Below are 15112 nucleotides of genomic sequence, written 5' to 3' on the forward strand. Positions count from 1 at the left end.
GCGCCCCATGAAAAGGCGGATCTTCCTCGGCATTCTCGGCCTCTACTTCGGGCTGCCCCTGCTGGCGGCCCTGCTGTACTCCGTCGCGACCCGGTGGACCGACACCCCGCTGCCCGACGGCTACACCCTGGACCACTGGCTCGGCGTGTTCGGCAAGCCGGACGTGACGTCCGCGCTGCTGCGCTCCCTGCTGCTGTCGGCCGTGGTCGTGGTCGTCGACGTGCTGCTCGTGGTGCCCGCCGCCTACTGGTCGGTGGTCCACAACCCCAGGATCGGCTCGGTGGTGCAGACGATCGCGGTGATCCCGTTCGCCGTCCCGTGGGTGGTCATCGGAGCCGGCCTCCAGCTCGTCACCGCGTCGTTCGCCCCCGGTCTCTTCGGCACGTTCTGGCTGCTGGCGGCGGCGACGGCGGCCGTCGCCTTCCCGTTCATGTACTGGGCCGTGGAGAGCTCGCTGATCGCGGCGGGAGCCGTACGGCTCAGCGAGGCGGCGGCGACCTGCGGGGCCGGTCCGCTCCAGACCCTGACACGGGTGATCTTCCCGGCGATCCGCGGCGGCGTGGTGTCCGGCGCGCTGCTGGTCGTGGCCACCGCGATGAACGAGTTCGCGCTCGCCAAGATCCTGGTCGGCGCCAAGTTCGAGACGCTGCCGATCTGGTCGGCCCGCCAGTTCGTCTCCCGCACCCTCGGCGACCCCAACGCGCTCGCCGTCGTCACGATCTTCACCTTCGGCTTCCTGTTCGCACTCTCCGCCCTGGTCGTCCGCCTCGGTCGCGGTCGGGTGAGCACTATCGGAAGGACCCTTCGATGAGTCACGTCGTCCTGGACGGCATCACCAAGCGTTACGCGAGTCATGTCGCGCTGGCCGGGGTGAACGTCAGCGTGGAGCAGGGGGAGATGCTCGCCCTGCTCGGCCCGTCCGGCTGCGGCAAGACCACCCTGCTGCGCTGCATCGCCGGTCTCACCGCGTTCGACGCGGGGCGCCTGACCATCGGCGGCGCCGACATGGCGGGCGTTCCGGTCCGCAGGCGCCCGATCGGCATGGTCTTCCAGTCCTACGCGTTGTTCCCCAACCTGACCGTGCGCGGCAACGTCGGCTTCCCGCTGACCGTGCGCCGGGAGGGCAGGGCCAGGGTCGCCGAGCGGGTCGAGGAGATGCTGGACCTCGTCGGGCTGTCGGAGCAGGGCGACAGGCTGCCCAACCAGCTCTCCGGCGGCCAGCAGCAGCGCGTCGCGCTGGCCCGCGCGCTGGCTCCCCGCCCCGAGGTGCTGCTGCTGGACGAACCGCTGTCCGCGCTGGACGCCCAGGTGCGCCACCGGCTGCGCGACGAGGTCCGCCGCATCCAGCACCAGGTCGGCATCACCACGGTCTTCGTCACCCACGACCAGGCCGAGGCCCTGGCCATCTCCGACCGGGTCGCGGTGATGAACTCCGGGGAGATCGAGCAGTGCGCCGCCCCCGCGGAGATCTACACCGCCCCCTCGACCCGGTTCGCGGCGGGCTTCGTCGGCAACCGCAACACCCTTGAACTGCACGCCGAGCGTGGCCGGGTGACCGCGGGCGGCGCCTTCGACGTCGCGGCGCCGTGGGAGCGGGTGCTGTGCATGTTCCGTCCCGAGGACGTCTCGGTGAGCCACGACGGTCCCGGCGCCCGCGCGGTCGTCGACGTGACGGTCTTCCTGGGCGCCACCACCCGCGTCTACGTCCAGGCCGAGGTCAACGGCTCCCCCGCCACCGTCTTCGCCGACCTTCCCTCACGCGCCGCCGCGCGGCTCGCCCCCGGCGACGTGGTACGGCTCAGCGTGGACCCCGGCCACGTCCAGGTCTTCCCCGCCTGACCGGGGCCGCTTCGGAGAGGTCCGGCCTCGGGGAGTCTCTCCTCGAAGGGAGTGCGGCTCCGGGAGGTCCGGCTCAGGAGGGTCCGGCCGACCGCCGGTGCCCGTCCGCCAGGAGGTGCGAAGGGCCCGTGCGATCGCCGGAGGTGGCCGGGGCGCTCCTCATCCCTTGTGGATGACGCCGGAGACGCCCCTGAGCCTGGTGGTGCCGGGCTTGTGAACGATGATCTTCTTCACCGCACCCTCACAGAGAACGACTACAGGTACGAGAAGCAAGTATTCTCCCGCTCCACCGGATTGCAACGCTTAATCCCAAACAAGCCTCAATCCCCTCTGATCGACCAGAGGGGACATGGCCGAAAATCAGATTTTCTTCTCCATGTAAATCACGGTGTGTTCGCCGCGTCTCTCTCTGTGGGTCTCGCGCCAGCCGTACTTGCGGTAGAGCTCCATCGCGGCGGGCTGGTTCAGCGTGGTGTCCCCGCACAGGCTGGGATAGCCCAGCTCGACCGCCCGCCTCTCCAGTTCGGCGAGCATCCGGTCGCCGAGCCCGCGCCGCTGGAAGTCCGGGTGGACCCGCATTCGGCACAGCTCGACCGTTCCGGAGTCGACGCGACGGAGCCCGCCCATCGCCACGATCCGTCCGCTCGGGATCTCCCCCACGAGGAACTCCCCCCGGTCGGCGAGATAGATCTCGCCGATCCGCGGGAAGTCGTCCTCGTAGTAGACACCGTCCCCCGGGGTGAGACCGACCTGCGCGAGGCAGATCCGGTGCAGCGCCCGGACGGATTCAAGGTCGGACCGGCGATAACGCCGAATCCTCACGCATCCCTCGCCGTCGGATCCGGCACCGGAGCGGTGCGCAACGCCTCCTGGTAGAGCTTGAGCCCGGGGTTGTCGGGATCCTTGGCCTCCACGGCCCTGGCCACCTCGTGGGCGCGCTGCATGAGGATGTCGGGCCTGTACCCCTCGCCCAGGGATGCCAGCGTGGCCTTGGCGATGGACAGCGCCTCGTCGACGTCGCCCTCCAGGAGCTTGCACTTGGCCCGGTCGAACCTGATCAGCGTCGGGTCGAGCCAGTCGCTCGGGCCGTACTTGGTCAGGGCCTGCTCCAGGATGAGGTCGGCCTCCATCGTCTGTCCCAGCCTCACCAGCGCGTCGCCCTGGTGGAAGTAGAGCTGCCGCTCGGTGTAGCCGAAGGCCGCGTCGTCCTGGTCGGCCGCGGCCATCTGGGAGAAGGCCGCCCTGGCCCGCGACAGTGCCCGCTTGGCCTGGTCGACGACGTCCTTCTTGCCGGCGCCCGACATCATCGCGAGCGCGCGGGCCTCGACGACGGGCGCCATGGCCTGGGCGGCGCACGGCGTCTGGCCCGCCAGGTCGCGGCTCTTGCGCGCGAGGTTGAGCGCCTCGCGCGGATCCCCGTAGTAGAGGGGGACCAGGGCCTCCCTGGCGATGACCCAGGCCCTCAGCGCGCGGTCCCCGGTGTCGTCGGCGGCCATCCTGCCCGTCCGGAAAAAGGACCGTGCCATTCGGTGATCACCGAGGTTGACCATGATCATGCCGCTGAGACCGGCGAGCTGGGCCGCCATACGGCACAACCGCTCCTGCAGGTCGACCGGCTGGCGCCGTTCCATGGCCTTGCGCACGGTGCTGAACTCCAGCAGCACGTCGCAGAGCAGCCGTAGCGGCGGCGTGTTCATGTACTGGCGGCCGAAACCGACGGTGGCCTCTTCCCACTGGTCGAGCATCGCGGGTGAGACGGTGGCCGACACCAGCGTCTCGTCCATCCTTCTCCGGATGTTCTCCACCGATCCGAGCAGCTGTCCGTCCAGCGCGGCGCCGGTGCCGAGCAGAAGCTGTAAAAGCGTCCTCCGCAACACGTTCTCGTCCTCCTCGCTCCCGTCCGCCGACGAATCGCCGTCGATCCGCTGGATCGACGGCTCGTGCGGACCAGGGGAAGTGTCGGGTCTTCCGTCCTGGAGATCGCCGCGGACGACACCCTGCACCCTGTGGCGGTTGCCGCAGATGCACGGGCCGTCGTAACCGAGGGACATCGGCTCGACCCGGTAGGCGGAGCACAGGTAGTGGAGGTATTCGGGCCCAGGCCGTTTCAGCCCGCTCTCGTAGGCGGACAGAAGCGTCTCCCCGATTCCCGGAACCGCCTTGCCGTCGCGTTCGAACAGTGCCCGTATCTGTTCGATCACGTCGGCGAGGGCGACACCGTGCGCGAGACGATGGGCCTTGACGCGCGTGGTCCCGAACTGCGGACCGCACGTATCGTGGATCTCCTCGGCGATCTGAGCCGGGATGCGCCCGGCGGCAAGGCCCTTCGCGCGGATCTGCCGCGCTAACTCCGTCTCCCTGTGCTGCCTGCCGGACATACCGGCCCCTCTCTCGCGGCCAGCTGGGCTGGTTGGCACGCCTGTCCCGACCGGTCCTCTCCCCGTTGACTCAGTGTGATTCGGGTGTCGCACTGTGCCTACAGAGAATGATGGACCACGCTTGGCTCATCCGGAACGCACGGATGAAACCACCGGCTAAGGATCGTCCTCCACCGGGCTGTTTCTTTCAACCTACTTGGGACAATGCATATCCCGATCTTGGTAGAGCCGACATTGACCCATCGGGTCTTGTGAGTCATCTTTGGCCAACCAGCACCGATTCGGGTAACCGGTCGAGCACGGTTCGGTGAGGGATCGGCCAAGACCAATAGGGAGGGGCGAGGTGGGGGAAGACGGCTTCGGGCACCTGGAACGGTTGGTGTCAGAGCTTGACGCTCGCGGGTTGCACGCCCGGGTGGTGCGGACCACGGCGGGCCGCGCCTTCGTCCGCGTGATCAACCCGAACGCGACCAGCCTGGCGGAGAACGTCACCTGCCGCGCGCAGGCCGCCCCCAGCCACCGTGACTGGTACTACTGGTGGTCCTGGGGAGAACGGATGCACACGGTCAAGGACCCCGCCGGCGCGGCGACCAAGGTCGCCCGAGTGCTCGCCGCGGTGGGAGAGTGAGCTAGGCGGCGGTGTCCCGGGCGGAGTCGCAGCCACCCGGGGCCCGTGCCCACCGCGGCTCGACGGAGCCGGCGGGGTGATCCGGTGCGGAGCGTCCTCGGACGCTGGGCACCCCGCCGGCTCCCAGATCGTCCCGGACACGACCGGCTCCGAGACCGGCAGTGCTCCGGACCCCTCGTGAGACCCGTGTGTGACGAAGTCCACATGTGAGCCGAGCCACAGGCTCGAGCGCGACCACAAGCCGCCGTCCGGGCCCGCCCGGGCGGGGATCGGAGGGATCCCCCTGGAAACGGCACGGGACACGCTTCCGGGTGCGTGCCCCGTCCGGGCCACCCGTCACCGGAACGTCCACGCGCGCCCCCGCGGCCCCGAGTGTGGACGCTCCCGTCCTCCCCGGCGTGATGTGACGGCGGCCGGTTCGATCGGCAAAATGGGTGAGTCGCCTGACTTAACCCCCCTTTGTCAACCGAATCGATCCGGGAGGGATCCACTCCGTGTTCCTGCTCGTCCCCTCGCCAACCCCTTCTGTCTCCCCCTCGCCCAGCCCCACCTCGTCGGTCCTGCCTGATGTGCTGGAACTGGTCAACAAGGGCGCGGGCTTAATGAGCGGTTCATGTGGAGAGGACGGTGGAGTAATCTGCGGGCTCGTGCAGGCCGTTCTCCCCTCCCAGTGGGCCCCGATCATCGCCGGCCTGGTCGCGGGCGCGATCGCCATCGCGCTGATAGCGGGGGTCGCACTGGTTCTGCGCAAGGCGGCCCACCGCCTGATCACCCGCGTCGTGCAGCGCGCATCCTCCGGCAGGCCGTCCCTGGCCGGGCGGCTGCGCGGCAAGGACGCCATCCCCCTCGACGGCCTCGACGCCCTCGTGGCCGAGCGGCGAAGACAGCGGGCCGAGACCATGGGCTCGGTGCTCAAGTCCGTCGCCTCGATCATCATCCTGGGCACCGCGGCCCTGACCATCCTCGAACGCCTGTCCGTCCCCATCGCGCCCCTGCTGACCAGCGTCGGCATCCTGGGCGTCGCGATCGGCTTCGGCGCCCAGGAACTCGTCAAGGACTTCATCGCGGGCATGTTCATGCTGCTGGAGGACCAGTACGGCGTGGGCGACGTGATCGACGCCGGCGCCGCGGTCGGCACCGTCGAGGCCGTCACCCTGCGCATCACCAGGCTCCGCGACGCCGACGGCAGGGTCTGGTACGTCCGTAACGGCACCATCACGCGCGTCGGCAACGAGTCCCAGGGCTGGTCCCGCGCCACGGTCGACGTGCCGGTCGCCTACACCGCGGACATCCCCGTGGTCCGCGACCTGCTCAAGAAGGTGGCCGACGATCTGTGGGAGGACACCGACTTCCGCGACTCGGTCATCGTCGAGGAGCCGCAGGTCTGGGGAATCGAGCAGATCTCCGGCACCGCCATCGTCTTCCGGGTCAGCGCCAAGACGATCCCCTCCCGGCAGGCCGAGATCGCCAGGGAGCTTCGCTTCCGCGTCAAGACGGCGCTGGACCTGGCTTCCATCCCGATCGCCACCTGACGTCGCTTAGGCTTGGTGACGTGTCCGCGATCCCCGAGGAACCCCAGTCCTTCTACGACGCCGTGGGCGGTGAGGAGGCCTTCCGCCGTCTCGTCCGCCGCTTCTACGAAGGCGTGGTGGAGGATCCCGTGCTCCGCCCGCTCTACCCCGAGGACGACCTCGTCGGTGCCGAAGACCGGCTGCGTCTGTTCCTGATCCAATATTGGGGCGGCCCCAACACCTACGGTCAGCAGCGCGGGCATCCGCGCCTGCGGATGCGCCACAATCCGTTCGTCATCCGCTCGGCCGAGCGCGACGCCTGGCTGAAGCACATGCACGACGCGGTGATCTCGCTGGAGCTCCCCGACGAGCTGGAAAAGCGCCTGTGGGACTATCTCGTCTACGCCGCGCACAGCATGGTCAACGCCCCTGACGAATAAACCCCGTCACCCCAGGGCAGCCCATGCACATGGAAACCCCCTGGTGGCGTGATGCCGTCGTCTACGAAATCTACGTTCGCAGTTTCGCCGACGCCTCAGGAGACGGCGTCGGCGATCTGGCCGGCATCCGGGAGCGCCTGCCGTACCTCACCGAGCTCGGCGTGGACGCGATCTGGCTGACCCCCTTCTACCGATCCCCGATGGCGGACGGCGGCTACGACGTCGCCGACCACCGCGACGTCGATCCCCTCTTCGGCACGCTGGCCGACTTCGACGCCCTCGTCGCCGAGGCCCACGCGTGCGGGCTGCGCCTGCTCGTGGACATCGTGCCCAACCACAGCTCCGCCGAGCACGAGTGGTTCAAGGCCGCGCTGCGGGGCGAGGGCCGCGACCGCTACGTCTTCCGCCACGGCGGGGACCTGCCGCCCAACAACTGGCAGTCCACCTTCGGCGGCCCCGCCTGGAGCAGGACTCCGGACGGGCAGTGGTACCTCCACCTGTTCGCCCCCGAGCAGCCCGACTTCAACTGGCGTAACCCCGAGGTGCACGCCGAGTTCCTCGACGTGCTGAGGTTCTGGCTGGACCGCGGGGTCGACGGGTTCAGGATCGACGTGGCGATGGGCCTGTACAAGGCCGAAGGCCTGCCGGACACTCCCCCCGAGGGCCAGGCGTTCAGGGCCGAGTCGCCCATCTGGGGACGGCCCGAGGTGCACGGCGTCTACCGGCAGTGGCGCACGGTGCTCGACTCCTACCCCGGCGGACGGATGGCCATCGGCGAGGTGTGGACCGACTCCGCCGAGGACCTCGCCCGCTACGTCCGTCCCGACGAGCTGCAGCAGAGCTTCAACTTCGCCTGGCTGGAGGCCCCCTGGTCTGCCACGGCCTTCCGGAAGGTCATCGACGACACCCTGGCCTCCGTGACCGCCCCCACCTGGGTGCTGTCCAACCACGACGTGGTCCGCCACGTCACCCGGTACGGCGAGGGCCTGACCAACTCCACGACCGGCCTCGTCCGCGCCCGGGCGGCGCTGCTGGCCATGCTCGCCCTGCCGGGATCGGCCTACCTGTACCAGGGAGAGGAACTCGGCCTCCCCGAGGTGAAGGACCTTCCCCCCGGGGCCCGCCAGGATCCCATCTTCACGCGCTCCAAGGGGACACTGGCGGGACGGGACGGCTGCCGGGTACCTCTTCCCTGGTCCGGGGGAGCCGAGCCGTACGGCTTCTCCCCAGACGGCGCGCGGCCCTGGCTGCCCCAGCCGATCGAGTGGACGGCGCTGACCGCCGACCGCCAGGCGGGCGACCCCGGATCGACCCTGAGCTTCTACCGGCAGGCCCTGCGCGCCCGCCGCGCACTGCGCGGTTCGCTCCCCGGCGAGATCACCTGGCTCGACTCCCCCGATGACGCGCTGTTCTTCGCCCGCGGTTCCATGACGTGCGTCGTCAACTGCGGCACCGGCCCGGTCCCCCTTCCGCCGCACGAGCACGTGCTGATCGGCAGCGCCCCGGTGGACGGCCATCTGCTCCCCCCGGACACCGCCGCCTGGCTGCACACCCCCTGAAACCGGCCCCCGCCCGGCGCCACGGGGCCCGCCTGCTCCGGCCGTCTCCCCTGTGGGAGGCTGTGTTCCGGCGTCCGGCAGGACGTGGAAGCGGCCCGGCCGTCCGGCCGGTTCAGGCGAGGTTCCACGAGGGTCCGGCCGGTTCAGGCGAGGTTCCACGAGGAAGGTGCGAAATGACCAGCGGTATCAGGGACGACTTCCTGGCCACGGCCCGCTCGGCCGCCGACCTGCTCCGTGAGCCGGCGGTCGCCGCGGCCTGGAACGGACCGAGCGCGCTGCCCGAGTTCAGCGTGGGCGGTCTGGCGGGCCATCTGGCTTACCAGGTTCTGCTCCTCCCGGATGCCCTGGCCGGGCCGGAACCGCAGGAGGAGACCGTCTCCCTGCTCGATCACTACAGCCGGGCACAGTGGATCGACTCCGACCTCGACGGCGACATCAACGTCCGCATCCGCAACGGCGGCGAGCGGCTGGCGGCCGAGGGACCGGCGGCGCTGGTGGCACGCGTCGACCAGGCCCTCGGGGAACTGACCGGCCTCCTGGCGTCGCTGCCCGACCGGCCGGCGCGCGTCCCGCTGTGGGGACCGTGGTCGCTGCGGCTCGACGACCTGCTGATCACCCGGACGATGGAGCTCGTGGTCCACTCCGACGACCTGGCGGTCAGCGTGGGCATCGCGACGCCGGCGTTCCCGCAGGGCGCCGTCGACGCGGTCGTCGACCTGCTGTCCCGGCTGGCCGTACGCCGCCACGGCCCGACCGACGTCATCCGGGCCCTCAGCCGCGCCGAACGCGCCCCGGCCACCATCACCGCCTTCTGACCCCCGCCCCTTCGCAGCCGGGGTCCGTCCGGACGGGCGTCCGCGGGCTCGGCTATCCGGCGATGAGGAAGCGTTCCAGATAGTCGAGCTCGTACTGCTCCAGCCGGCGTGGCATGGCCTTCTTCACGTCGTAGGCGACGAGCACGGAGCGGGCCCGGACGAAGGTCGTCTCGTCGTCACGGATCTCGTAGTTGAGGATGAAGCGCACCGGCTTGATCTCGGTCACCCACGACTCCACCCGGACCGGATCGGCACGGAAGGTGAGGGGACGCCGGTAGTCGATCTCGTGCCGGGCCACCACGAGCCCGCTGAAGGGGGCCTCTCCCTCTCGGTGGGGGTCGAGGTGGAACAGCTCCAGGCGCGCGTCCTCGAGATAGTCGAGGAACCTGACGTTGTTGACGTGGCCCTGAGAGTCGACGTCGGCGAACCTGACGGCTCTGAGGAACACGTGCTTACGGGTATCGCTCATGGCGTCGGTCACGCTCTGCTTGAACACATCCCAAAAGGTAGCGAGCCCCCGGCTCCCACCGCACAGCGGGGGCGCCGGGGGCGGCGACCGCCGGCATCAGTCGCGGGTGAGCTTGCGGTAGGTGACCCGGTGCGGACGAGCCGCCTCCGCGCCGAGCCGCTCGATCTTGTTCTTCTCGTAGTCGGCGAAGTTGCCCTCGAACCAGAACCAGTTCGAGCCCTCCTCCCACGCGAGGATGTGGGTGGCGATGCGGTCCAGGAACCACCGGTCGTGCGAGGTGATGACCGCGCATCCCGGGAAGTCGAGCAGGGCGTTCTCCAGGCTGGAGAGCGTCTCGGTGTCGAGGTCGTTGGTCGGCTCGTCGAGCAGCAGCACGTTTCCGCCCTGCTTCAGGGTCAGCGCGAGGTTGAGCCGGTTGCGCTCGCCGCCGGACAGGACGCCCGCCTTCTTCTGCTGGTCCGGGCCCTTGAACCCGAACGCGGCGATGTAGGCGCGCGACGGCATCTCGACCTGGCCGACCTTGATGTAGTCGAGCCCGTCGGAGACGACCTCCCAGACGTTCTTGGCCGGGTCGATGCCGCCCCGGCTCTGGTCGGCGTAGGAGATCTTGACGGTCTCTCCGACGACGATCTGGCCGTCGTCCGGGGTCTCGCTCCCGGTGATCATCCGGAACAGCGTGGTCTTGCCGACGCCGTTCGGGCCGATGACGCCGACGATGCCGTTACGCGGCAGGTCGAACGACAGGCTGTCCATGAGGACCCGGTCCTCGAAGCCCTTGGTGAGCTTCTCGGCCCGGATGACCGTGGTGCCCAGGCGCGGGCCCGGCGGGATCTGGATCTCCTCGAAGTCGAGCTTGCGGTGCTTGTCGGCCTCGGCGGCCATCTCCTCGTAACGCTGCAGACGCGCGCGGCTCTTGGTCTGGCGGGCCCTGGCGTTGGAGCGGACCCACTCCAGCTCCTCCTCCAGGCGCTTCTTGCGCTTGGCGTCCTTCTGGCCCTCGAGCTTGAGCCGCGCCGCCTTGGCCTCGAGGTAGGTGGAGTAGTTGCCCTCGTAGGGGTGGCAACGGCCACGGTCGAGCTCGAGGATCCAGTTGGCGACGTTGTCCAGGAAGTAACGGTCGTGGGTGACGGCCAGGACGGTCCCGGGATACTTCTCCAGGTGCGCCTCCAGCCACTGGACGCTCTCGGCGTCGAGGTGGTTGGTGGGCTCGTCGAGCAGGAGGAGGTCGGGCTGCTCGAGCAGCAGCTTGCACAGCGCGACCCGGCGCCGCTCACCACCGGACAGCATGGTGACGTCGGCGTCCGGCGGCGGGCAGCGGAGCGCGTCCATCGCCTGCTCCAACTGGCTGTCGAGGTCCCACCCGTTACGGTGGTCCAGGGCGTCCTGCAGCTTGCCCATCTCGTTGAGCAACTCGTCGCTGTAGTCGGTGGCCATCAGCTCGGCGATCTCGTTGAACCGGTCGAGCATGGCCTTGGTCTCGGCGACGCCCTCTTCGACATTGCCGAGCACGGTCTTGGATTCGTTGAGCGGGGGCTCCTGCTGGAGCATGCCGACGGTGAAGCCGGGCATGAGCCGGGCGTCGCCGTTGGACGGCTGCTCCAGGCCCGCCATCATCTTCAGCAGCGTCGACTTTCCGGTGCCGTTCGGTCCCAGGACGCCGATCTTCGCGCCCGGCAGGAATGACAGCGTCACGTCGTCGAGGACGACCTTGTCACCATGCGCCTTGCGCACGCGCTGCAGTGTGTAGATGTACTCCGGCATGCCTTCTAGCTTAGAGCCTGATGGGCTTAGCTAGGGGCGGCCTCGGGGCCAGGACGTCGTGCGGGCGGCACAGGCGTGGCAGGCAGGCAGATCCGGTCGCGGCCGAGCTCTTTCGCCCGGTAAAGGGCCAGGTCAGCCGCCGCGAGCAACTCGATCAGATCGTCTCCGTGCATGCTCATGATCGCGACTCCCGCGGAGATCGTCACGGTGACCATGTTGTCGTCGGCCGGCACGGCCATCCGCCCGATGCGGGAACGCAACCTCTCGGCGACCCTGCGGGCCTCGGTCACGTCGGCCCTCGGCAGCAGGACGACGAACTCCTCCCCACCGAAACGGCCGACCACGTCGTAGTCGCGCAACTGACTGCGGATGGTGGCGGCCACCCCGATCAGGACCTGGTCGCCGACCAGATGGCCGTAGGTGTCGTTGACCCGCTTGAAGTGGTCGATGTCGACGATCAGCAGGGCGAGCGTCTCCCCGGTGCGGCGCGCCCTGACGATCTCGGTGTCCGCCTCTCGCTGCCACGCCGCGGCGTTGAGCAGGCCGGTCTTCGGGTCGGTGCGGGCCGCCGCCTGCAACTGGGCGTGGAGCAGGCTGCGCTGGAGCAGCACCACCGGCGGCAGGGCCAGGACCAGCAGGGCCAGGTTCACCGCGCAGGCGATGGCGACGAGGACGCCCAGACAGAGCTCCACCACGTCGAGCAGCAGGCTCTCACGGTTCCACAGCACCTCCCGCCAGCGGGTGTCGGGGACGGCGGTGTGGGCCGCGATCGCGATCAGCGCGGTGTTCAGCACGGTGAACAGGACGGCGCAGCCGACGGCGACGAGGATCGGCCCGCCGGTTCCCTCGGTGAGGACGTCCAGCTGGCCGACCACCACGTGGAACAGCACCGAGGCCGTGCCTCCCGCGAGGCTGATGGCCGCCGAGCTGAAGACCCTCCGGTACACGACCGTCTCCCGCACCCGTTTCTGCAACAGGATCTGGAGCGGAATGGGCGCCAAGAGCGCGTAAACGGGTGGCAGCAGCAACGCGGCGGGCAGCCACCAGGCGGAGAGCAGGTCGCGGGAGACGCCCGCGGGCATACCGAGTCGGCGGGTCGCCTCGATGCAGACGGCGCCACAGACCATCAGCGCGACGAAGGTGAGCAGGTCGTGCCAGTAGAAATCGCTCGATGCGGCGAAAAACCCGATTGCGACGAGGTCCAGGGCCACGATGCCGCAAAGATAGACAACCAGTGGACGGCGTTGACCAAGGATGGGCCACCGATCGGCCAGGGTCGTCACGGTGTCGCGTGATTTGACCGAGGTGTGACTGGGTGCCGCCATGTCGTCCCCTTCTCCGACTAACGATGTGTAACACGATAGTTGCGGAGTGTGCGCCGCGCGATGGGAACCGCTACCTTGGGCGGAGTGGGTCCACTCATCAGGTGACTCACTGTTGGGGACCGTTCTCCCCGGAGAGCCGTCCATGTAGGAAAGGAGCAGCCATGCTGCGGGGTGTGACCTGGACCTAGATCCTGTCCCTTAGATCTTTTATCTCCTGCGGTCACCCAGACGACATCTCGCGGTGTTCCCACCCCACCCCGCGAAAACGCTGAGCAGGTTCCGCGTTCACCGCGGGAACCCCGGGATGTCCCGGTCACCGCAACCGGCCACGGCCCCCTCCCGCACCACGTCTCCCGGCTGTGACACGGCCTCCGGCGGTGACACGCCGACCGGCGGCGACACGCCGACCGGCCGTGACACACCTTCCGGCGGTGATACACCGACCAACCGTGGCACACCAACCAGTTGTGACACCTCATGGCTGTGACACGCCTCGCGACCGTGACACACCTTTTGGCTGTGAGACACCAATCGGTTGCCTGCGTGACACCGGCCGGTCGCGACACCCGGGCCGGTCGCCTGCGTGCGGCCGATCGGTCGCGAGACCCGGGCCAGGCGCCTACGCACGGCCGATCGGTCACGAAACCCGGGCCGGGCGCCTGCCTGCCGCCGATCGGTCACGAAACACCGACGGGCTGCCTGCTGTGACACCGACCGGTTGCGAAGAACCGATCGGCCGCGACAGGCCGGCAGGCCGTGGCACGCCTTCCGGAGAGCACACCTCTCCCGGCCGCCGCGCACCGTCTGACCGGTCGGTGACCTGACCGCTCGGCAACGCAGGAAAGATCTACGGGACAGGATCTCCACGATGTTTTTCGGACACCCGAACACAACCACATCCATCGGCCGTTTCCTCGGCATCCCACGCCACCGCACCCGTGCACCACCGCACCACCACCACATCACCGCACCGGCACACCACCGCGCCCATGCGCCACCACACCACCACACCGGCACACCGGCACACCCGTGCGCCACCACATCACCGCACCACCACACCGGCACACCGGCACACCCGTGCGCCACCACACCACCGCACCACCACACCGGCACACCGCCGCACCCGTGCGCCACCACACCACCACACCGGCATGCCACAGCGTCACCGCGTCACCGCGGAGCGCCGACCACCTTCGGCCGCTTCCCCCCCTTTCACCCCGTTTGCCCCTCTCTTCCCTTTCGATTCCCCTCCCTCTCCTTCTTCTCTTCCCGCTTCCTTACCGGCTCCCCTTCCGGCCGCTTGTCCTTCCGTCGTCCCTGGCCCCCTCCGGTCAGCCTTTTCGGCTCGTGCTCCTCCCCCGGGAGAAAGAAGCACGAGCCCCGGTCGAGGCAACGTGGGAGAACGCGGCTCAGGCAGCCGTGCGCGTCTCCACGGGCCATGGCGTCTCGTCATGCGCCTCCCCAACACGCGCCTTCCCGTCGCCTCCGCCCCCGCTCCCGCCTCTCAGCTCCCCGTCCCCTCTGACCCCGCTTCTCGGCTTCCGCCCGGCGCTCGCCCTCTCCCGCGCGGTGCTCTCCGTGGCACTGGTCTCCTCAGCCGTGGTCTCCGTGGCCGTGGTCTCTCCGGCTGTTCCGCGTCTCGCCTCACCGCCCTCGTCTCCGTCTCCGGTCATCTCTCCGTCACCTGCCCCGCCTCTCAGCAGGGTCAGGGCCCCTGAAGCGTCCGCCGCGGCGGGGGTGACGGGGGAAGCCGTGAAGCCCGTGGCGGAGGTGCCCATGGCCCAGTCGTGCGTCTCCCGGTCGAGCTCGGTACGCTCCTCTCGGCCCAGCACCGGGGCCGCCCCACCCCGTTGCGGCTTGCTGAAGCTTCCCAGACCCCAGCGCAGGTCGTGCCCGAGCGAGTTGGCCTCCACCTCGGGCATGAAACGGCGCTCGCCCTCGTGGACGAACTCGCGGATCCGCAACCGTCCCTGCACCACGACCGGCTGGCCGGCCCTGACCGACTGGGCGACGTTGTCCGCGAGCCCCCGAAAGCAGCGAATGCCGAAGTAGGTCGTCTCGCCGTTGCACCACTGCTGGCTCTCCCGGTCGAAGTAACGGCTCGTCGAGGCAACCTTGAGCGAGGTGACCCGCGAGCCGTCCGGGAAGGTGTGCTGACGTGGCGGAGCGGCGACGTTACCGGTCAGCGTGACGTAGATGTCGTTCATCGTGCCTCCCATGAGAGCGGGGCGAAGTGCCCGGCGTGTGAAAGACACAGTGGCCCGAGCCGCCCACGGCACGAGCCCCCGAACCGCGTTCTGTGGACAGCTCGGAGCGCTCCCGGAAAAGCTGTGGACAACACCGAATCCGGACCCGTCCGGAAGACACGGATCCGGTCACGGAGAACG

Annotated in this window: 12 protein-coding genes and 1 pseudogene; 7 read left to right on the forward strand and 6 right to left on the reverse strand. The window is 69.3% G+C overall.

The window, feature by feature from the left end:
* Nucleotides 1-7 precede the first annotated feature (7 nt).
* On the forward strand, nucleotides 8-811 hold the full coding sequence (locus AB0N02_RS32740; protein WP_363954300.1) for an ABC transporter permease subunit: 804 nt from the start codon (nucleotides 8-10) through the stop codon (nucleotides 809-811).
* On the forward strand, nucleotides 808-1839 hold the full coding sequence (locus AB0N02_RS32745) for an ABC transporter ATP-binding protein (RefSeq protein WP_363954302.1): 1032 nt from the start codon (nucleotides 808-810) through the stop codon (nucleotides 1837-1839). Before AB0N02_RS32740 ends, AB0N02_RS32745 begins: the two co-directional genes overlap by 4 nt.
* Before the next feature lie 360 nt (nucleotides 1840-2199).
* Here AB0N02_RS32745 and AB0N02_RS32750 read toward each other — a convergent pair whose 3' ends face one another.
* Complete coding sequence (locus AB0N02_RS32750) at nucleotides 2200-2661, reverse strand: GNAT family N-acetyltransferase (RefSeq protein WP_363954304.1); 462 nt, start codon at nucleotides 2659-2661, stop codon at nucleotides 2200-2202.
* A complete protein-coding gene (locus AB0N02_RS32755; RefSeq protein WP_363954306.1) occupies nucleotides 2658-4217 on the reverse strand; it encodes an XRE family transcriptional regulator in 1560 nt (519 codons plus the stop codon). The genes AB0N02_RS32750 and AB0N02_RS32755 overlap by 4 nt, the downstream gene beginning before the upstream one ends.
* A 379-nt stretch (nucleotides 4218-4596) precedes the next feature.
* Here AB0N02_RS32755 and AB0N02_RS32760 point away from each other — a divergent pair, with 379 nt between their 5' ends.
* The 5 genes and pseudogenes from AB0N02_RS32760 to AB0N02_RS32780 all read left to right on the forward strand — a co-directional run bounded on the left by AB0N02_RS32760 (nucleotide 4597) and on the right by AB0N02_RS32780 (nucleotide 9170).
* A complete protein-coding gene (locus AB0N02_RS32760) occupies nucleotides 4597-4845 on the forward strand; it encodes a hypothetical protein (RefSeq protein ID WP_363954308.1) in 249 nt (82 codons plus the stop codon).
* Between the two features lie 647 nt (nucleotides 4846-5492).
* Nucleotides 5493-6377: a mechanosensitive ion channel family protein gene (locus tag AB0N02_RS32765; protein ID WP_363954309.1), complete on the forward strand. Its 885-nt coding sequence runs from the start codon at nucleotides 5493-5495 to the stop codon at nucleotides 6375-6377.
* 29 nt (nucleotides 6378-6406) lie between these two features.
* Nucleotides 6407-6793: pseudogene (locus AB0N02_RS32770) on the forward strand (globin); the annotation flags it as partial.
* A 26-nt stretch (nucleotides 6794-6819) separates the two neighbouring features.
* Nucleotides 6820-8355 (forward strand): alpha-amylase family glycosyl hydrolase, encoded by a 1536-nt coding sequence (locus tag AB0N02_RS32775; RefSeq protein ID WP_363954311.1) that lies wholly within the window; start codon nucleotides 6820-6822, stop codon nucleotides 8353-8355.
* Between the two features lie 173 nt (nucleotides 8356-8528).
* Entirely contained in the window at nucleotides 8529-9170 is a 642-nt protein-coding gene (locus AB0N02_RS32780; protein ID WP_363954313.1) for a maleylpyruvate isomerase N-terminal domain-containing protein, read from the forward strand.
* 52 nt (nucleotides 9171-9222) lie between these two features.
* Here the strand turns inward: AB0N02_RS32780 and AB0N02_RS32785 are convergent, their stop codons facing one another.
* From AB0N02_RS32785 to ssb, 4 genes are all read right to left on the reverse strand, one after another.
* Complete coding sequence (locus tag AB0N02_RS32785; protein WP_363954315.1) at nucleotides 9223-9666, reverse strand: thioesterase family protein; 444 nt, start codon at nucleotides 9664-9666, stop codon at nucleotides 9223-9225.
* Nucleotides 9667-9735: 69 nt separating this feature from the next.
* Nucleotides 9736-11400, reverse strand: coding sequence for an energy-dependent translational throttle protein EttA (ettA, locus tag AB0N02_RS32790; RefSeq protein ID WP_363954317.1), 1665 nt, complete (start codon nucleotides 11398-11400; stop codon nucleotides 9736-9738).
* A gap of 26 nt (nucleotides 11401-11426) precedes the next feature.
* Nucleotides 11427-12725, reverse strand: a complete 1299-nt coding sequence (locus AB0N02_RS32795; protein WP_363954319.1) for a GGDEF domain-containing protein — start codon at nucleotides 12723-12725, stop codon at nucleotides 11427-11429.
* A gap of 1409 nt (nucleotides 12726-14134) precedes the next feature.
* Entirely contained in the window at nucleotides 14135-14932 is a 798-nt protein-coding gene (gene ssb, locus AB0N02_RS32800) for a single-stranded DNA-binding protein (RefSeq protein WP_363954321.1), read from the reverse strand.
* Nucleotides 14933-15112: the final 180 nt, after the last annotated feature.

Source organism: Streptosporangium sp. NPDC051022, assembly GCF_040683035.1.
Lineage (GTDB): Bacteria > Actinomycetota > Actinomycetes > Streptosporangiales > Streptosporangiaceae > Streptosporangium.